Origin of the sequence: Escherichia sp. KTE159, assembly GCF_000408805.1 — a bacterium.
In the GTDB taxonomy this organism is placed as follows: Bacteria; Pseudomonadota; Gammaproteobacteria; order Enterobacterales; family Enterobacteriaceae; genus Escherichia; species Escherichia marmotae.
Genome location: NZ_KE137292.1, coordinates 3,517,170 through 3,535,769, shown reverse-complemented (window position 1 = coordinate 3,535,769; position 18,600 = coordinate 3,517,170). Strand labels below are relative to the sequence as shown.

Sequence of the window (18,600 nt, the reverse complement as noted above, 5' to 3'; positions counted from 1 at the left end):
CGTCACACTATCATTAACTGAATCCATAGGTTAATGAGGCGAACCGGGGGAACTGAAACATCTAAGTACCCCGAGGAAAAGAAATCAACCGAGATTCCCCCAGTAGCGGCGAGCGAACGGGGAGCAGCCCAGAGCCTGAATCAGTGTGTGTGTTAGTGGAAGCGTCTGGAAAGGCGTGCGATACAGGGTGACAGCCCCGTACACAAAAATGCACATGCTGTGAGCTCGATGAGTAGGGCGGGACACGTGGTATCCTGTCTGAATATGGGGGGACCATCCTCCAAGGCTAAATACTCCTGACTGACCGATAGTGAACCAGTACCGTGAGGGAAAGGCGAAAAGAACCCCGGCGAGGGGAGTGAAAAAGAACCTGAAACCGTGTACGTACAAGCAGTGGGAGCCTCTTTATGGGGTGACTGCGTACCTTTTGTATAATGGGTCAGCGACTTATATTCTGTAGCAAGGTTAACCGAATAGGGGAGCCGAAGGGAAACCGAGTCTTAACTGGGCGTTAAGTTGCAGGGTATAGACCCGAAACCCGGTGATCTAGCCATGGGCAGGTTGAAGGTTGGGTAACACTAACTGGAGGACCGAACCGACTAATGTTGAAAAATTAGCGGATGACTTGTGGCTGGGGGTGAAAGGCCAATCAAACCGGGAGATAGCTGGTTCTCCCCGAAAGCTATTTAGGTAGCGCCTCGTGAATTCATCTCCGGGGGTAGAGCACTGTTTCGGCAAGGGGGTCATCCCGACTTACCAACCCGATGCAAACTGCGAATACCGGAGAATGTTATCACGGGAGACACACGGCGGGTGCTAACGTCCGTCGTGAAGAGGGAAACAACCCAGACCGCCAGCTAAGGTCCCAAAGTCATGGTTAAGTGGGAAACGATGTGGGAAGGCCCAGACAGCCAGGATGTTGGCTTAGAAGCAGCCATCATTTAAAGAAAGCGTAATAGCTCACTGGTCGAGTCGGCCTGCGCGGAAGATGTAACGGGGCTAAACCATGCACCGAAGCTGCGGCAGCGACACTATGTGTTGTTGGGTAGGGGAGCGTTCTGTAAGCCGTTGAAGGTGGCCTGTGAGGGTTGCTGGAGGTATCAGAAGTGCGAATGCTGACATAAGTAACGATAAAGCGGGTGAAAAGCCCGCTCGCCGGAAGACCAAGGGTTCCTGTCCAACGTTAATCGGGGCAGGGTGAGTCGACCCCTAAGGCGAGGCCGAAAGGCGTAGTCGATGGGAAACAGGTTAATATTCCTGTACTTGGTGTTACTGCGAAGGGGGGACGGAGAAGGCTATGTTGGCCGGGCGACGGTTGTCCCGGTTTAAGCGTGTAGGCTGATTTTCCAGGCAAATCCGGAGAATCAAGGCTGAGGCGTGATGACGAGGCACTACGGTGCTGAAGCAACAAATGCCCTGCTTCCAGGAAAAGCCTCTAAGCATCAGGTAACATCAAATCGTACCCCAAACCGACACAGGTGGTCAGGTAGAGAATACCAAGGCGCTTGAGAGAACTCGGGTGAAGGAACTAGGCAAAATGGTGCCGTAACTTCGGGAGAAGGCACGCTGATGGTAGGTGAAGCGACTTGCTCGTGGAGCTGAAATCAGTCGAAGATACCAGCTGGCTGCAACTGTTTATTAAAAACACAGCACTGTGCAAACACGAAAGTGGACGTATACGGTGTGACGCCTGCCCGGTGCCGGAAGGTTAATTGATGGGGTCAGCCGCAAGGCGAAGCTCTTGATCGAAGCCCCGGTAAACGGCGGCCGTAACTATAACGGTCCTAAGGTAGCGAAATTCCTTGTCGGGTAAGTTCCGACCTGCACGAATGGCGTAATGATGGCCAGGCTGTCTCCACCCGAGACTCAGTGAAATTGAACTCGCTGTGAAGATGCAGTGTACCCGCGGCAAGACGGAAAGACCCCGTGAACCTTTACTATAGCTTGACACTGAACATTGAGCCTTGATGTGTAGGATAGGTGGGAGGCTTTGAAGTGTGGACGCCAGTCTGCATGGAGCCGACCTTGAAATACCACCCTTTAATGTTTGATGTTCTAACGTGGACCCGTGATCCGGGTTGCGGACAGTGTCTGGTGGGTAGTTTGACTGGGGCGGTCTCCTCCTAAAGAGTAACGGAGGAGCACGAAGGTTGGCTAATCCTGGTCGGACATCAGGAGGTTAGTGCAATGGCATAAGCCAGCTTGACTGCGAGCGTGACGGCGCGAGCAGGTGCGAAAGCAGGTCATAGTGATCCGGTGGTTCTGAATGGAAGGGCCATCGCTCAACGGATAAAAGGTACTCCGGGGATAACAGGCTGATACCGCCCAAGAGTTCATATCGACGGCGGTGTTTGGCACCTCGATGTCGGCTCATCACATCCTGGGGCTGAAGTAGGTCCCAAGGGTATGGCTGTTCGCCATTTAAAGTGGTACGCGAGCTGGGTTTAGAACGTCGTGAGACAGTTCGGTCCCTATCTGCCGTGGGCGCTGGAGAACTGAGGGGGGCTGCTCCTAGTACGAGAGGACCGGAGTGGACGCATCACTGGTGTTCGGGTTGTCATGCCAATGGCACTGCCCGGTAGCTAAATGCGGAAGAGATAAGTGCTGAAAGCATCTAAGCACGAAACTTGCCCCGAGATGAGTTCTCCCTGAGACTTTAAGTCTCCTGAAGGAACGTTGAAGACGACGACGTTGATAGGCCGGGTGTGTAAGCGCAGCGATGCGTTGAGCTAACCGGTACTAATGAACCGTGAGGCTTAACCTTACAACGCCGAAGATGTTTTGGCGGATGAGAGAAGATTTTCAGCCTGATACAGATTAGATTAGCCGGCGATAAGCGGGTTAATAAACAGAATTTGCCTGGCGGAGATAGCGCGGTGGTCCCACCTGACCCCATGCCGAACTCAGAAGTGAAACGCCGTAGCGCCGATGGTAGTGTGGGGTCTCCCCATGCGAGAGTAGGGAACTGCCAGGCATCAAATAAAGCGAAAGGCCATCCGTAAGGATGGCCTTTTTGCGCTGGTGCGGAAAAAATGCCGGATGCAACGTTTGCCACGTCTTATCCGACCTACTCCTGCTTATTCAGCCTGCTGACTCATCCACCCAACAACAAAATCAGCCAGCCCCTCAATATCATTAATGTCCAGTAACGCGACATCAACATTAAGCGGTATATCGCTGGCCACAGCAATGACATGCCTGTCTATCACCAACTCTTCCGGTCGATGTCCGGCCCCATCGCGAAACAGCACAATCTTCGCGATCTCTTCATGTTTGAACCCTTCAACCAGAATCAAATCCAGCTTTGAGTCATCCATCCGGCTTGCGAGAAAATGCAAATCCAGTTCTTCTGCGTTTGGGGTTTCTGTCATCAAAGCCCAACGCTGCTGGCTGGCAACGATGGTTTGTGCCGCTCCGGCCTTGCGTAGCTCATAGCTATCTTTGCCCGGCTTATCAACATCCATATCATGATGCGTATGCTTAATAAGACCCGGACGGATCCCTCGTGCGCACAATGCCGGAATAAGTTTTTTTAACAGTGTGGTTTTGCCGGTGCCACTCCATGCAGCAAAGGCGAGTAAAGGGATTATTGTCTTTCCTGCCATCGGGCAAGCTCCTCTGGCGTATTTACGTTAACAAATGCCTCTTTACGATCGCTGAAATCAACAGCATGACCGCCAGCAAGATTCATAAAGGCCATCACCCGGCGCTCTCCGGAATGCAGATATTCCTGCAATAATGGCTCAATAGTGCGATTTACCAGGGCAATAGTTGGATGATCCCGCTCGCCGTCATGGACCCACACTACAGATGCATCTTTTCGCTGATGATAAAGTCGGGAGGCTAAATCCTGGGGGATATAAGGCGTATCACACGGACAAAACAGAAACCACTCATCAGCTTCTTGCTGCATTACTGAAAGTATTCCCGCCAGAGGGCCTGGGTAATCTGCCAGTGAATCCTCAATTACTTTCAGACCGCTTAATCGGTAGATTTCCTGATGGCGATTGGCATTAACCACAACGTGAGATAACTGCGTCATTAGCGCGTCAGCGACATGCCGCCACAGCGGTTTGCCGTTTAATTCAAGTAATCCTTTATCTACGCCGCCCATGCGTCGGGCTTTACCGCCTGCCAGCACCACGCCTGTTATCGTCGTCATCAGATTCACCGATATCGCCTCTTTTATTGTGGGATTGACCCTGCTAACGTGTCTGTCTCAAGAGTAAGGAGCATCACTATGAAATGTAAACGTCTGAATGAAGTTATTGAACTCCTCCAGCCAGCCTGGCAAAAAGAGCCAGACCTTAACCTGCTGCAATTTTTGCAGAAATTGGCGAAAGAGTCAGGTTTTGACGGCGAACTGGCGGATTTGACGGATGACATTCTAATCTACCACCTGAAAATGCGCGATTCCGCAAAAGATGCGGTGATCCCGGGTTTGCAGAAAGATTATGAAGAAGATTTCAAAACGGCGCTGTTACGCGCACGTGGCGTAATTAAAGAGTAAAAGCTTGTAAGCGGCACCAACAAAATCATCGTGAAATGATATCCTTCATCATTCGTAATGTTTTCCGGATGATGGGATGAACAACAGCGCTTTTACTTTCCAGACACTACACCCGGACACCATCATGGACGCTCTGTTTGAGCAAGGGATCCGGGTGGATTCCGGTCTTACCCCACTTAACAGCTATGAAAACCGAGTCTATCAATTTCAGGACGAAGAGCGTCGACGCTTCGTCGTTAAATTTTATCGTCCTGAACGTTGGACAGCCGACCAAATCCTCGAAGAACATCAATTTGCGTTACAACTGGTAAACGACGAAGTTCCAGTCGCCGCGCCGTTAGCCTATAACGGTCAAACTTTATTGAATCATCAGGGATTTTATTACGCTGTTTTTCCAAGCGTCGGTGGTCGTCAATTCGAAGCCGACAATATTGATCAGATGGAAGCGGTGGGGCGCTATCTGGGGCGGATGCACCAGACGGGGCATAAACAGCTTTTTATCCATCGTCCGACTATTGGCCTGAATGAATATCTTACTGAGCCACGTAAGCTGTTTGAGGACGCCACACTAATACCTTCCGGGTTGAAGACCGCATTCCTGAAAGCGACAGATCAACTGATTACCGCTGTTACAGCGCATTGGCGGGAAGATTTCACCGTTCTGCGGCTACATGGAGACTGCCACGCTGGAAATATTCTTTGGCGCGATGGTCCGATGTTTGTCGATCTGGATGATGCACGCAATGGCCCAGCGGTACAGGATCTGTGGATGTTACTCAATGGCGATAAAGCCGAGCAGCGGATGCAATTGGAAACTATTATTGAAGCTTATGAAGAATTTAGCGAGTTCGACACCGCTGAAATCGGACTGATTGAACCTTTACGCGCCATGCGTTTGGTTTATTATCTTGCCTGGCTGATGCGGCGTTGGGCTGATCCCGCGTTCCCGAAAAATTTCCCGTGGTTAACCGGGGAAGATTACTGGCTGCGACAGACGGCGACTTTTATAGAACAGGTAAAAGTTCTACAAGAACCCCCTTTACAATTAACACCTATGTATTAATCGGAGAGAGTAGACAATGAAAAAGATTTGGCTGGCGCTGGCTGGTTTGGTTTTAGCGTTTAGCGCATCGGCGGCGCAGTATGAAGATGGTAAACAGTACACCACCCTGGAAAAACCGGTTGCTGGCGCGCCGCAAGTGCTGGAGTTTTTCTCTTTCTTCTGCCCGCACTGCTATCAGTTTGAAGAAGTTCTGCATATTTCTGATAACGTGAAGAAAAAACTGCCGGAAGGCGTGAAGATGACCAAATACCACGTCAACTTCATGGGTGGAGACTTGGGCAAAGATCTGACTCAGGCCTGGGCAGTGGCGATGGCGCTGGGTGTAGAAGACAAAGTTACTGTTCCGCTGTTTGAAGGCGTACAGAAAACTCAGACCATTCGCTCTGCATCTGATATCCGCGATGTATTTATCAACGCAGGTATTAAAGGTGAAGAGTACGACGCGGCGTGGAACAGTTTTGTCGTTAAATCTCTGGTCGCACAGCAAGAAAAAGCGGCCGCAGATGTGCAATTGCGTGGCGTTCCGGCGATGTTTGTTAACGGTAAATATCAGTTGAATCCGCAGGGTATGGATACCAGCAATATGGATGTTTTCGTTCAGCAATATGCTGACACAGTGAAATATCTGTCTGAGAAAAAATAATTCATTGTGAATTACATAAGGCCCGTGAATACTCGCGGGCTTTTTTATTTTTAAATAAATATAAATACTTTCTGATAATGCGTCCAGTTGCTGGACATTATTTCATCATAAGTGGATATTCAAACTTTTGCTGTTTTATCAGGGAATATCTATATGATACGTAAGTCAGCTACGGGTGTAATTATTGCGTTAGCCGTTATCTGGAGTGGTGGTACATGGTACACTGGCACGCAAATTCAGCCGGGTGTCGAAAAATTTATTAAAGATTTTAACGATGGGAAAAAGAAAGGTGAACATGCCTACGAGATGACGGCAAGCTATGAAAACTTTGAAAAAGGTTTTTTTAATTCCCATTTTCAAATGCTAATTACATTTGATAACGGAGCTCCAGATCTCAATATCAAACCAGGCCAGAAAGTTGCATTTGATGTGGATGTTGAGCACGGCCCGTTTCCCATCACGATGTTAATGCATGGTAATGTCATCCCTGCTCTGGCGGCTGCAAAAGTGAAATTAGTGAATAATGAACTGACACAGTCGCTATTTATCGCTGCGAAAGATAAATCGCCCGTCGAAGCATCATTGCGATTCGCATTTGGTGGCTCATTCTCTACGATATTAGATGTTGCTCCTGCAGAGTATGGTCAGGTATCCTTTGGTGAAGGCCAGTTTACTTTTAGCGGCGATAATAGTTCATTGTCTAACCTGAATATTGAAGGAAAAGTCGAAGATATCACTCTGAACTTATCGCCGATGAATAAAGTAATAGCAAAAACCTTTACTGTGAACTCCCTGACAAGACTGGAAGGAAATAAATTTCCGATTGGTGAAAATGAGTCAAAATTTAATCAGGTCAGCATTATCAATCGTGGTGAAGAGGTTGCCAAAATTGATGCATTCATAGCCAGGACAACGCTTGAGCGTGTTAAAGATAAAGACTTTATCAATGCTAATTTGACTTATGGTATTGAGAAATTAACCAAAGGAAATCAGGCGCTAGGTAGTGGTCAATGGTCGCTGATTGCTGAATCTATCGACCCAACGGCAGTTCGTCAATTTATCATTCAGTACAATATTGCGATGAAGAAGCAGTATGCAGCACACCCTGAGTTAGCTAACGATCAAAATGCGCAAGAAGAAGTGAATGCTGCGTTGTTCAAAGAGTCTTTACCGCTATTACAAAAAAGTGAACCGGTTATTAAATTACCGATTAGTTGGAAAAATACAGTCGGAGAACTTAACGCTAATCTGGATATCAGTATTGCTGATCCTGCTAAATCATCATCGGCCACAAATAAAGATATTAAATCACTCAATTTTGACGTGACTTTACCGCTTAATGTCGTCACTGAAATATCAAAGCAAATTAATTTATCTGAAGGAATGGATGCTGAAAAAGCCCAGAGGCGGGCTGATAAACAAATTAGCGGAATGATGGCGTTAGGTAAGATGTTTCAGTTAATCACCATTGATAACAATATCGCCTCACTGCAACTGCGTTATATGCCAGGTAAAGTTGTTTTCAATGGGCAGGAGATGAGTGAAGAAGAATTTATGTCTCGTGCAGGGCGTTTTATTCATTAAAATGATGCCTCGCCTCTGCTAATTCAGAGGCGAGTAAAACTTACTTATTCTGATGCTGTGATGACATCAGAGATGTCAGAAGCCGGTCTTTTTCCTGCCACAGTGAGTTCAGCCACTGCTGAAAATGGCGTTTAAAACCTTTGTCATTGATATAGTCGCCATGCAACTCTTCAGCAATGGGCTGTAAATCCACATGCACGACAATTCGTGTCAGTTTGCCACTTAACATATCGAAGAATGGTTGGCGATTATTGTCCGGATAACACAGCGTAACGTTGAGTAATTTATCGAATTGTTTACCCAGCACATTCAGTGCCATCGCAATACCGGCAGCTTTTGGCGGCAGAAGATTTTGAAATGCAGAATGGGTTTTTTGATGTTTCTCTTGCGTGAAACGGGAGCCTTCAACAAAATTCACAATAGTGGTGGGATGCCGACGAAACTTCTCGCATGAGCGCCGAGTGGTTTCAACATCTTTACCACGCCGCTCCGGATGACGTAATAAATAAGCGCGGGAATAACGCTTCATAAACGGCATATCCAGTGCCCAACACGCCAGGCCAAGAAAAGGCACCCAGGCAAGTTGCTGTTTGAGGAAATATTTATTCATCGGAATGTGCTTACGAAACAGCACGCACAGTACGACAATATCTGCCCAGCTACGATGATTACAAATAAGTAGATACCAGTTCTTTTTACTTAACCCCTCCAGCCCGTGAACTTCCCATTGCAGGTGTGGGTTAAGGTGCAGCAAACACGCCAATCCTTCACACCAGCAATACATCATAAAATCACAAAAGCGTGAAACCTTTCGCCAAATTACTGGTACAGGTAACAACAGTTTTACGATCCCGGCAATGATGATCGGGACAGAACAAAAAATGGTGACCAAAATGGTCAATACGATACTCAGCAAAAGGGTTATCGTAGCGAGTATTCTCGTCATAATTAATTTATTCAAAAAGTTAGCCATAGACAGTGCGCGAAAGAAGCGCAAGGCGCAGATTTTAGCAGAAAACGATCCAAATAACGGATGATCCTTAAATAGAAAAATAAATCATATCTATCCACATTATAAAAAATCCCTTTTTCTCAATTGTTCGTTGAGGGGATATTTTTAACTTCATGAAAGTAAACGATAAATATTATGCTGTAAAAAGCATGAGAATAAATTAAAAGCGATGTAAATAATTTATGCACAAAGTTATCCACATGGGGATTAGCGAGCGATCCAGAAGATCTACAAAAGATTTTCACGAAAAGCGGTGAAAAACTCATGTTTTTATCCCGTCTGTGGCATCCTTTACCCATAATCTGATAAACAGGCACGGACATTATGGTTCAGATCCCCCAAAACCCACTTATCCTTGTAGATGGTTCATCTTATCTTTATCGCGCATATCACGCGTTTCCGCCGCTGACCAACAGCGCAGGCGAGCCGACCGGTGCGATGTATGGTGTCCTCAACATGCTGCGCAGTCTGATCTTGCAATATAAACCGACGCATGCAGCGGTGGTCTTTGACGCCAAGGGAAAAACCTTTCGTGATGAACTGTTTGAACATTACAAATCACATCGCCCGCCAATGCCGGATGATCTACGAGTGCAAATCGAGCCTCTGCATGCGATGGTTAAAGCGATGGGCTTGCCGCTGCTGGCCGTTTCTGGCGTAGAAGCAGACGATGTTATCGGCACTCTGGCACGCGAAGCAGAAAAAGCCGGTCGCCCGGTACTGATCAGCACCGGTGATAAAGATATGGCGCAACTGGTAACGCCAAATATCACACTCATCAATACCATGACGAATACGATCCTTGGCCCGGAAGAGGTCGTGAATAAGTACGGTGTACCGCCGGAACTGATTATCGACTTCCTCGCGCTGATGGGCGACTCTTCAGATAACATCCCTGGCGTACCGGGCGTGGGTGAAAAAACCGCGCAGGCACTGCTGCAAGGTCTTGGTGGGCTGGATACGCTGTATGCTGAGCCGGAAAAAATTGCTGGCCTAAGCTTCCGCGGTGCGAAAACAATGGCGGCGAAGCTCGAGCAAAATAAAGAGGTAGCATATCTTTCTTACCAGTTAGCGACGATTAAAACTGATGTTGAGCTGGAGCTGACCTGTGAACAACTGGAAGTGCAGCAACCGGCGGCTGAAGAGTTGTTAGGGCTGTTTAAAAAGTATGAATTCAAACGCTGGGTTGCCGATGTTGAAGCAGGCAAGTGGTTACAGGCCAAAGGGGCGAAACCGGCCACAAAGTCGCAGGAAACCATTGTTGTCGACGAAATGCCGGAAGTGACTGCGACGGTGATTTCTTACGACAATTACGTCACCATCCTTGATGAAAATACGCTGAAAGAATGGATTACGAAGCTGGAAAAAGCGCCGGTATTTGCTTTTGACACCGAAACCGACAGCCTCGATAACGTCTCTGCCAACCTGGTGGGGCTATCTTTCGCCATCGAGCCAGGTGTGGCGGCGTATGTACCGGTTGCTCATGATTATCTCGATGCTCCCGACCAGATCTCTCGCGAGCGCGCCCTCGAACTGCTGAAACCACTGCTGGAAGATGAGAAGGCGCTGAAGGTTGGGCAAAATCTGAAATACGATCGCGGCATTCTGGCGAACTACGGTATTGAGCTGCGTGGAATTGCCTTTGATACCATGCTGGAGTCCTACATTCTCAACAGTGTTGCCGGGCGTCACGACATGGACAGCCTTGCGGACCGTTGGCTGAAGCACAAAACCATTACTTTTGAAGAGATTGCCGGTAAAGGTAAAAATCAACTGACTTTTAACCAGATTGCCCTGGAAGAGGCCGGACGCTATGCCGCCGAAGATGCGGATGTCACCTTGCAGTTGCATCTGAAAATGTGGCCGGATCTGCAAAAACAAAAAGGACCGTTGAACGTCTTTGAAAACATCGAAATGCCTTTGGTGCCGGTGCTTTCGCGCATTGAACGTAACGGTGTGAAGATCGATCCGAAAGTTCTGCACAATCATTCAGAAGAACTCACTCTGCGTCTCGCGGAGCTGGAAAAGAAAGCGCATGAAATTGCTGGTGAAGAATTTAATCTTTCTTCCACCAAGCAGTTACAAACCATTCTGTTTGAAAAACAGGGGATTAAACCGCTGAAGAAAACACCGGGCGGTGCGCCGTCAACGTCGGAAGAGGTGCTGGAAGAGCTGGCACTGGACTATCCATTGCCGAAAGTGATTCTGGAGTACCGCGGTCTGGCGAAGTTGAAATCGACTTACACCGACAAGCTGCCGCTGATGATCAACCCGAAAACCGGGCGCGTGCATACTTCTTATCACCAGGCGGTGACTGCGACAGGGCGCTTGTCGTCAACCGATCCTAACTTGCAAAACATTCCGGTGCGTAACGAAGAAGGTCGCCGTATTCGTCAGGCGTTTATTGCGCCAGAGGATTACGTGATTGTTTCTGCGGACTACTCGCAGATTGAACTGCGCATTATGGCGCATCTCTCACGTGATAAAGGCTTGCTGACCGCCTTCGCAGAAGGAAAAGATATCCACCGGGCAACGGCTGCAGAAGTGTTTGGTTTGCCACTGGAAACCGTCACCAGCGAACAACGTCGTAGCGCGAAAGCGATCAACTTTGGCCTGATTTACGGCATGAGTGCTTTCGGTCTGGCGCGCCAGTTGAACATTCCGCGTAAAGAAGCGCAGAAGTACATGGATCTCTACTTTGAACGCTATCCAGGCGTGTTGGAGTATATGGAACGCACCCGCGCCCAGGCGAAAGAACAGGGTTACGTTGAAACGCTGGACGGACGCCGCCTCTATTTGCCGGATATTAAGTCCAGCAATGGTGCGCGCCGTGCCGCGGCAGAACGTGCAGCAATTAACGCGCCAATGCAGGGCACCGCGGCCGATATCATCAAGCGGGCGATGATTGCCGTTGATGCATGGCTCCAGGCCGAGCAACCGCGTGTGCGTATGATTATGCAGGTACACGATGAACTGGTGTTTGAAGTTCATAAAGATGATCTCGATGTGGTAGCGAAGAAAATCCATCAGTTGATGGAAAACTGTACCCGTCTGGATGTGCCGTTGCTGGTGGAAGTGGGAAGTGGCGAAAACTGGGATCAGGCGCACTAAGATTCGCCTGAGCAAGCCTTTTTTTCGTAAGTAAGCAACATAACTCGCCACATTTTGTGATGACTATTAGAAATTCCTATGCAACAACTGAAAAAAAATTACAAAAAGTGCTTTCTGAACTGAACAAAAAAGAGTAAAGTTACTCGCGTAGGGTACAGAGGTAAGATGTTCTATCTTTCAGACCTTTTACTTCACGTAATCGGATTTGGCTGAATTTTTTAGCCGCCCCAGTCAGTAATGACTGGGGCGTTTTTTATTGCACGAAAGAAAATATCTGTATTGTCTGATTCGCTACGCGTATCAGGTTTATTGTGAATAACAACTTATTGAATTTTCTTCACTTTAAAGGCCGGATAAGGCGTTTATACCGCATCCGGCACCAGCACAAGGGCAAGAAAATTATTCGCCGCTCTGCGCCTCTTCGACAGGCTGCATCTCGCTAAACCAGGTATCCAGCTTCTGACGCAGCTTATCCACACCTTGCTTCTTCAGAGAAGAGAATGTCTCTACCTGCACATCACCGTTAAACGCCAGCACCGCTTCACGCACCATATTCAATTGCGCTTTACGTGCACCGCTTGCCAGTTTGTCCGCTTTGGTCAGTAGCACCAACACGGCGATATTGCTGTCTACCGCCCACTCAATCATCTGCTGATCCAGATCTTTCAGCGGATGGCGAATATCCATCAGTACCACCAGGCCTTGCAGGCTCTGACGTTTTTCCAGGTATTCCCCTAATGCGCGCTGCCATTTACGCTTCATCTCTTCCGGAACTTCTGCGTAGCCATAGCCCGGCAAATCGACCAGACGTTTGCCGTCAGCCACTTCAAACAGGTTGATAAGCTGGGTGCGTCCTGGCGTTTTCGAGGTACGCGCCAGGCTTTTCTGGTTAGTCAGCGTGTTCAGCGCGCTGGATTTCCCTGCGTTGGAACGGCCTGCAAAAGCCACTTCGATTCCGGTATCGGAAGGTAAGTGGCGAATATCAGGCGCACTCATCACAAAATGCGTCTGTTGGTAATTCAAATTAGTCAAAGCGGTCGTCTCCATCAGTCAAAGCGTTGCGGCGATTATACCTGAACCACAATAAAAGACGGATTTTTCGGGGGAGTGGTGTAAGTAAAAACCATATGCTTTGTGAGATATTGCCGATCATTTTTATGCGAAATCGTAGAGAAAATTCTGCGATGCATGTCAAATAGGTCAAAGAAATCAGGTGATTAGTTTTATACAATAATCTGAAAATGAGTAAATACTGATGATAGTTTATTGTTTGTTTGGTGCAGAAGCGTAAAGTAGCACCCATAGAGCGAGGACGCTAACAGGAAGATGACTCAGGATGAGGGTCAGGAGCGCCAGGAGGCGAAGACAGAGGATTGTCAGGAAGACAAACGTCCGGAGACGTAATTAAACGGAAATGGAATCAACACGGAATGTTCTGGCTAATGGAAAAACAGGGTGTGTTGGCGGCCTGCAAGGATTGTAAGACCCGTTAAGGGTTATGAGTCAGGAAAAAAGGCGACAGAGTAATCTGTCGCCTTTTTTCTTTGCTTGCTTTCTGTTAGATTCCGCCGCAAATCTATACTGAATAAAACGGCTAAAAGACGAACTATTATGAAACCATCATCTTCAAACTCACGCAGCAAAGGTCACGCAAAAGCGCGTCGAAAAACACGCGAAGAGCTGGATCAGGAAGCTCGTGACCGCAAGCGTCAGAAAAAACGTCGTGGTCATGCGCCAGGCAGTCGTGCAGCGGGCGGTAGCGCTACATCGGGCAGTAAAGGCCAGAACGCACCGAAAGATCCACGCATTGGCAGTAAAACCCCTATTCCATTGGGTGTGACTGAAAAAGTCACCAAACAGCACAAACCGAAGAGTGAGAAACCTATGCTTTCACCGCAGGCGGAGTTGGAGTTACTGGAAACGGATGAGCGTCTGGATGCGCTGCTGGAACGTCTGGAAGCGGGCGAAACCCTGAGTGCCGAAGAGCAATCCTGGGTTGATGCTAAACTGGATCGAATTGATGAGCTGATGCAGAAACTCGGACTCTCTTATGACGACGATGAAGAAGAGGAAGAAGACGAGAAGCAAGAAGACATGATGCGTCTGTTGCGAGGCAACTAACGGGTTGCCACTGTGGGCCTTCCCGTTCTGCTGATAACCCTTCCGGTTATATGTTATCTGGTGTGGTTATTCGTTAAACTACAGCGGTTGTCGCGGCGACAAAAGTGGCTGCGCAACCGGTTGATGACCCAAAACGGACATCAGCCGGTACGCCGTAGCCGCCAGAGACGCCATCGGAAGGAGTGAGCATGTCTGTACAGCAAATCGACTGGGACCTGGCCCTGATCCAGAAATATAACTATTCCGGGCCACGATACACCTCGTACCCGACCGCGCTGGAGTTTTCAGAAGACTTCGGTGAACAGGCGTTTTTACAAGCCGTGGCGCGCTACCCTGAGCGTCCCTTATCTCTCTACGTGCATATCCCGTTCTGCCACAAGCTTTGCTATTTCTGTGGCTGCAATAAAATTGTGACTCGCCAGCAGCATAAAGCCGACCAATACCTGGACGCGCTGGAGCAAGAAATCGTTCATCGTGCGCCACTGTTTGCCGGACGTAAAGTCAGCCAGTTGCACTGGGGTGGCGGTACGCCGACGTACCTGAACAAAGAGCAAATTAGCCGTCTGATGAATCTGTTGCGGGAAAACTTCCAGTTTAATACTGATGCGGAAATCTCGATCGAAGTTGATCCGCGTGAAATTGAACTGGATGTCCTCGATCATTTACGTGCCGAAGGCTTTAACCGCCTGAGCATGGGTGTGCAGGACTTCAACAAAGAAGTGCAACGTCTGGTCAACCGTGAGCAGGATGAAGAGTTCATCTTTGCCCTGCTTAACCATGCGCGTGAGATCGGCTTTACCTCCACCAACATTGACCTCATTTACGGCCTGCCGAAACAGACGCCGGAGAGTTTCGCTTTTACCCTGAAACGCGTGGCGGAACTGAACCCTGATCGTCTGAGCGTCTTTAACTACGCGCATCTGCCGACCATTTTTGCTGCTCAACGTAAAATCAAAGATGCTGACCTGCCGAGTCCGCAGCAAAAACTGGATATCCTGCAGGAAACCATCGCCTTCCTGACGCAATCGGGTTATCAGTTCATTGGTATGGATCACTTTGCCCGCCCGGATGATGAGCTGGCGGAGGCCCAGCGTGAAGGCGTGCTGCATCGCAACTTCCAGGGTTACACCACCCAGGGCGATACCGATCTGCTGGGAATGGGCGTCTCTGCCATCAGTATGATTGGCGATTGCTATGCGCAGAACCAGAAAGAGCTGAAGCGTTACTATCAGCAGGTAGATGAGCAAGGCAATGCGCTGTGGCGCGGTATTGCGTTAACGCGCGATGACTGTATTCGCCGTGATGTAATTAAGTCGCTGATCTGCAACTTCCGTCTGGATTACGCCCCCGTTGAACAGCAGTGGGATTTAAACTTCGCTGATTATTTTGCGGAAGACCTCAAGCTGCTCGCCCCATTAGCAAAAGACGGGCTGGTGGATGTCGATGAGAAGGGAATTCAGGTGACAGCGAAAGGTCGTTTGCTGATCCGCAACATTTGCATGTGCTTTGATACTTATTTGCGCCAGAAAGCGCGAATGCAGCAGTTCTCGCGGGTGATTTAGTTGAATGGCGCTTCGTTTACAACGGTGATAAACGAAAGCGCCATCAATTGACTGAGAACAAAACTGCCTGATGCGCTACGCTTATCAGGCCAACAAAACCTGTTTTTGTATGCCGGATAAAGCGTTCACGCCGCATCCGGCATGAACAACGAGTTTCAGCTAAACAGCCCAATCATCGCGGCACACAGCACGGCAGCAACGGCAGTTTGCGGCGCGTGACTGCTAACTGCGCCACTCGATAGCAGATTAATTATTGATTCTAACATAATGACTCTCCCCGTTTTCCGGGCAAGATCATACTGAACTTATCGGAACAGTAAAGCGCAAAATAACAGCAATTTGCGCTCAATAATCAATCTTTACACAGCAAGCCTGAGTCACTCCATTCCCAACTCTTTTAACTTACGTGTCAGTGTGTTACGTCCCCAACCAAGCAGTCTCGCCGCTTCTTGTTTATGCCCCTGCGTATGTCGCAACGCGGTGGTCAGCAATGTCCGCTCCAGCTCAGGTTGCGCTTCAGAAAGTAAGTTTTGATGACCGGAACGCAGCGCCCGATCGGCCCATTGCGCTAACAGCGTTGCCCAACTGTCCGGCTGCATTGTGGAAGGGCTTTCCGCTACGGTTGATTCAAACAGTTCGCCAGGCAAATCCTGAATCAACACTTCCTGTCCGGCGGCCATCACCGTTAGCCAGCGGCAGGTATTTTCTAGCTGACGCACGTTCCCCGGCCATGCAAGACGCGTCAGGGCGGCTTCTGTCTCCGGGTGCAGTAACTTCGCTTCTACACCCAGCTCACGCGCGGCAACTTGCAGAAAATGACGTGCCAGACGGGGAATATCCTCCCGACGCTCGCGCAGTGGCGGCAGATGAACACGGATAACGTTCAGGCGGTGGAACAGATCCTCACGGAACTTGCCTTCCTGCACACGCAGTTCCAGGTTCTGGTGAGTCGCAGCGATAATACGCACATCCACTTTCACCGGCGCATAGCCGCCAACGCGGTAAAACTGACCGTCTGCCAGCACGCGCAGTAACCGTGTCTGCACATCCAGCGGCATATCGCCAATTTCATCAAGGAATAACGTGCCCCCATCGGCCTGTTCAAAACGGCCCTGACGAACGGTATTGGCACCGGTAAACGCGCCTTTCTCGTGACCAAACAGTTCTGATTCGATCAAATCTTTCGGGATAGCTGCCATATTCAGCGCGATAAACGGCGCTTTGGCGCGCGGGCTATGGCGATGCAGGGCATGAGCGACCAGCTCTTTACCTGTGCCGGATTCGCCATTGATCAACACGCTAATAGAAGAACGTGAGAGACGGCCAATAATACGGAACACATCCTGCATGGCAGGCGCTTCGCCAATAATATCGGTTGTTGGTCCGTTAAGCTGAATATTGCGCGGTTGCTGCTGTTCCTGGTAATGGCTGATGGCTCGCTCAACCAGCGCCACGGCTTCGTCGATATCAAACGGTTTGGGCAGATAATCAAACGCCCCTTGTTGATAGGCGCTAACGGCGGCATCCAGATCGGAATGTGCGGTCATAATGATGACCGGAAGCATCGGATGACGCTGTTTAATTTGCTTGAGCAACGCCAGCCCGTCCATTCCGGGCATACGGATATCTGAAAGCAGTACATCCGGCGTTTTGCTTGCCAGCGCCTCCAGCACTTCGGCACCGTTCTCAAATGCCGTGCAGGTTAAACCCGCTCCAGCGAGCGCACGTTCAAGCACCCAACGGATGGAACTATCGTCATCGACTACCCAGACTATCCCTCGTTGCATAAACGTCACCTTTATTTCCTGATAGGCAGGTAAACCGAGAACTCGGTATGACCCGGCCAACTGGTAAATTCAATTTTGCCTGAATGCTGATCAATCAAGTTACGGGCGATGGATAAACCAAGCCCGGTGCCGCCTTCGCGACCGCTGACCATCGGATAAAACAGCGTATCCTGCAAATGGGGCGGAATACCAGGCCCGTTATCTTCCACATCAATTCGTGCTGCCAGCCGATAGCGTTCGCCATGCAAGGTCAGTTGAAACGCGGTGCGGGTACGCAGAATAATTTCACCGCCCTCCGGCCCCAGCGCTTGTAACGCATTGCGCACAATATTCAGCAGTACTTGCTCAATCTGATCCGGATCGTGCGCCAGTTCTGGCAGGCTGGGGTCGTAATCACGAATCAACCGTACATTGTTCGGTAATTCCATCGACACCAGCGTCACCACGCGCTCTGCCACTTTGTGAATGCTTTCGGTGACGTGTGTGCCTGGTAGTTGCGGCCCCAACAGACGGTCGACCAGATTTCGCAGTCTGTCCGCCTGCTCGATAATCACTTTGGTATATTCCAGCAGAGACGGATCGGGCAACGCTTTGCTGAGTAACTGCGCCGCACCTCGTAAGCCGCCAAGTGGATTTTTGATCTCATGTGCCAGGCCGCGGACCAAATCGCGGGCAGCAACTTGCTGGGCGTGCTGTAGCTGCTCCTGGCTTAAGCGACGCTGGTTATCCATCGGTGTCATCTCCAGCAGGATCATGCCGTCCGGCATACGCTGGGCCGTCACAGAAAGAATATGCGAGCGCCCGTCAATCACCAGCGTCACTTCGTTATCGGTAAAACCTTGCCCCGCCTCCAGACTTTCTTGCATCAGACCGATATTTAGCGAGAAGTAGCTCAACAGTTCCGGTAACGGCGTACCAAACAATTTACGGGAACTTTGGGCGAGCAGTTGTTGCGCGGCGGGGTTGGCGTAATGGATCGCCAGGTTGTCGTCAATTAACAAAATACTGTTAATCAGAGAGTTGAGGATCTGCCCAGCATCGGGCTGCGTGCCTGTTGCCATAAAGCAGTCTCCTGAACAGGTTGCACCATTTTAGTGCATTATAGCTTTTTACGGATAAAAAGCGCGAAGCATCAGAGAAGTTACGGAGAAAAAAGCCCATGCAGAGATGGGCTGAAATTTCCACGGCAACTAAAACCCCGGCGTTT

At 49.3% G+C, this 18,600-nt stretch carries 14 protein-coding genes, 2 rRNA genes and 1 pseudogene; 10 read left to right on the top strand and 7 right to left on the bottom strand.

The annotated features are described in order from the left end of the window. Together A31E_RS05015 and rrf are read left to right on the top strand one after the other, a co-directional pair. A 23S ribosomal RNA gene (locus A31E_RS05015) occupies positions 1-2,764 on the top strand; the annotation flags it as partial. A 94-nt stretch (positions 2,765-2,858) separates the two neighbouring features. Continuing rightward, positions 2,859-2,974: ribosomal RNA gene (gene rrf, locus A31E_RS05020) — 5S ribosomal RNA — on the top strand. A gap of 103 nt (positions 2,975-3,077) precedes the next feature. On the opposite strand, the gene mobB is transcribed toward rrf, so the two are convergent. Both mobB and mobA read right to left on the bottom strand, forming a co-directional pair. Further along, complete coding sequence (gene mobB / locus A31E_RS05025) at positions 3,078-3,605, bottom strand: molybdopterin-guanine dinucleotide biosynthesis protein MobB (protein WP_016249360.1); 528 nt, start codon at positions 3,603-3,605, stop codon at positions 3,078-3,080. Next, positions 3,587-4,171, bottom strand: coding sequence for a molybdenum cofactor guanylyltransferase MobA (gene mobA, locus A31E_RS05030; RefSeq protein WP_016249359.1), 585 nt, complete (start codon positions 4,169-4,171; stop codon positions 3,587-3,589). The genes mobB and mobA overlap by 19 nt, the downstream gene beginning before the upstream one ends. A gap of 69 nt (positions 4,172-4,240) precedes the next feature. Between mobA and A31E_RS05035 the strand changes: the two genes are divergently transcribed. The 4 genes from A31E_RS05035 (at position 4,241) to A31E_RS05050 (ending at position 7,800) form a co-directional block, all read left to right on the top strand. Beyond that, the gene (locus tag A31E_RS05035; protein WP_001295263.1) at positions 4,241-4,510 is read left to right on the top strand and encodes a YihD family protein; all 270 of its coding nucleotides are present in this window, start codon (positions 4,241-4,243) and stop codon (positions 4,508-4,510) included. Positions 4,511-4,586: 76 nt separating this feature from the next. Then, positions 4,587-5,573, top strand: coding sequence for a stress response kinase SrkA (gene srkA, locus A31E_RS05040; RefSeq protein WP_016249358.1), 987 nt, complete (start codon positions 4,587-4,589; stop codon positions 5,571-5,573). Positions 5,574-5,589: 16 nt separating this feature from the next. After that, on the top strand, positions 5,590-6,216 hold the full coding sequence (dsbA, locus tag A31E_RS05045; RefSeq protein WP_000725337.1) for a thiol:disulfide interchange protein DsbA: 627 nt from the start codon (positions 5,590-5,592) through the stop codon (positions 6,214-6,216). A gap of 153 nt (positions 6,217-6,369) precedes the next feature. After that, entirely contained in the window at positions 6,370-7,800 is a 1,431-nt protein-coding gene (locus A31E_RS05050; protein ID WP_016249357.1) for a DUF945 family protein, read from the top strand. A gap of 40 nt (positions 7,801-7,840) precedes the next feature. On the opposite strand, the gene A31E_RS05055 is transcribed toward A31E_RS05050, so the two are convergent. After that, a complete protein-coding gene (locus A31E_RS05055) occupies positions 7,841-8,773 on the bottom strand; it encodes an acyltransferase (RefSeq protein ID WP_016249356.1) in 933 nt (310 codons plus the stop codon). A gap of 363 nt (positions 8,774-9,136) precedes the next feature. Between A31E_RS05055 and polA the strand changes: the two genes are divergently transcribed. Continuing rightward, the gene (polA, locus tag A31E_RS05060) at positions 9,137-11,923 is read left to right on the top strand and encodes a DNA polymerase I (RefSeq protein WP_016249355.1); all 2,787 of its coding nucleotides are present in this window, start codon (positions 9,137-9,139) and stop codon (positions 11,921-11,923) included. Between the two features lie 399 nt (positions 11,924-12,322). On the opposite strand, the gene yihA is transcribed toward polA, so the two are convergent. Beyond that, positions 12,323-12,955, bottom strand: a complete 633-nt coding sequence (gene yihA, locus A31E_RS05065; protein ID WP_001517354.1) for a ribosome biogenesis GTP-binding protein YihA/YsxC — start codon at positions 12,953-12,955, stop codon at positions 12,323-12,325. 233 nt (positions 12,956-13,188) lie between these two features. Between yihA and A31E_RS25445 the strand changes: the two are divergent. The 3 genes and pseudogenes from A31E_RS25445 (at position 13,189) to hemN (ending at position 15,606) form a co-directional block, all read left to right on the top strand. Further along, positions 13,189-13,416 (top strand): annotated as a pseudogene (locus tag A31E_RS25445) (hypothetical protein). A 118-nt stretch (positions 13,417-13,534) separates the two neighbouring features. Continuing rightward, entirely contained in the window at positions 13,535-14,044 is a 510-nt protein-coding gene (yihI, locus tag A31E_RS05070; protein WP_001517353.1) for a Der GTPase-activating protein YihI, read from the top strand. A gap of 188 nt (positions 14,045-14,232) precedes the next feature. Then, positions 14,233-15,606, top strand: a complete 1,374-nt coding sequence (gene hemN, locus A31E_RS05075) for an oxygen-independent coproporphyrinogen III oxidase (protein WP_016249354.1) — start codon at positions 14,233-14,235, stop codon at positions 15,604-15,606. A 155-nt stretch (positions 15,607-15,761) separates the two neighbouring features. Here the strand turns inward: hemN and A31E_RS05080 are convergent, their stop codons facing one another. The 3 genes from A31E_RS05080 to glnL all read right to left on the bottom strand — a co-directional run bounded on the left by A31E_RS05080 (position 15,762) and on the right by glnL (position 18,454). After that, positions 15,762-15,872, bottom strand: a complete 111-nt coding sequence (locus A31E_RS05080) for a YshB family small membrane protein (RefSeq protein WP_001517351.1) — start codon at positions 15,870-15,872, stop codon at positions 15,762-15,764. A 111-nt stretch (positions 15,873-15,983) separates the two neighbouring features. Beyond that, on the bottom strand, positions 15,984-17,393 hold the full coding sequence (gene glnG / locus A31E_RS05085; protein WP_001517350.1) for a nitrogen regulation protein NR(I): 1,410 nt from the start codon (positions 17,391-17,393) through the stop codon (positions 15,984-15,986). 11 nt (positions 17,394-17,404) lie between these two features. Beyond that, positions 17,405-18,454, bottom strand: a complete 1,050-nt coding sequence (glnL, locus tag A31E_RS05090; RefSeq protein WP_001517349.1) for a nitrogen regulation protein NR(II) — start codon at positions 18,452-18,454, stop codon at positions 17,405-17,407. Between the last annotated feature and the right edge of the window lie 146 nt (positions 18,455-18,600).

What these genes read in the sequence shown, in the direction of transcription:
- mobB (WP_016249360.1), bottom strand. Translation starts at nt 3,605, where the DNA reads ATGGCAGGAAAGACAATAATCCCTTTACTCGCCTTTGCTGCATGGAGT.
- A31E_RS05035 (WP_001295263.1), top strand. Translation starts at nt 4,241, where the DNA reads ATGAAATGTAAACGTCTGAATGAAGTTATTGAACTCCTCCAGCCAGCC.
- srkA (WP_016249358.1), top strand. Translation starts at nt 4,587, where the DNA reads ATGAACAACAGCGCTTTTACTTTCCAGACACTACACCCGGACACCATC.
- dsbA (WP_000725337.1), top strand. Translation starts at nt 5,590, where the DNA reads ATGAAAAAGATTTGGCTGGCGCTGGCTGGTTTGGTTTTAGCGTTTAGC.
- A31E_RS05050 (WP_016249357.1), top strand. Translation starts at nt 6,370, where the DNA reads ATGATACGTAAGTCAGCTACGGGTGTAATTATTGCGTTAGCCGTTATC.
- A31E_RS05055 (WP_016249356.1), bottom strand. Translation starts at nt 8,773, where the DNA reads ATGGCTAACTTTTTGAATAAATTAATTATGACGAGAATACTCGCTACG.
- polA (WP_016249355.1), top strand. Translation starts at nt 9,137, where the DNA reads ATGGTTCAGATCCCCCAAAACCCACTTATCCTTGTAGATGGTTCATCT.
- yihI (WP_001517353.1), top strand. Translation starts at nt 13,535, where the DNA reads ATGAAACCATCATCTTCAAACTCACGCAGCAAAGGTCACGCAAAAGCG.
- hemN (WP_016249354.1), top strand. Translation starts at nt 14,233, where the DNA reads ATGTCTGTACAGCAAATCGACTGGGACCTGGCCCTGATCCAGAAATAT.
- A31E_RS05080 (WP_001517351.1), bottom strand. Translation starts at nt 15,872, where the DNA reads ATGTTAGAATCAATAATTAATCTGCTATCGAGTGGCGCAGTTAGCAGT.
- glnG (WP_001517350.1), bottom strand. Translation starts at nt 17,393, where the DNA reads ATGCAACGAGGGATAGTCTGGGTAGTCGATGACGATAGTTCCATCCGT.
- glnL (WP_001517349.1), bottom strand. Translation starts at nt 18,454, where the DNA reads ATGGCAACAGGCACGCAGCCCGATGCTGGGCAGATCCTCAACTCTCTG.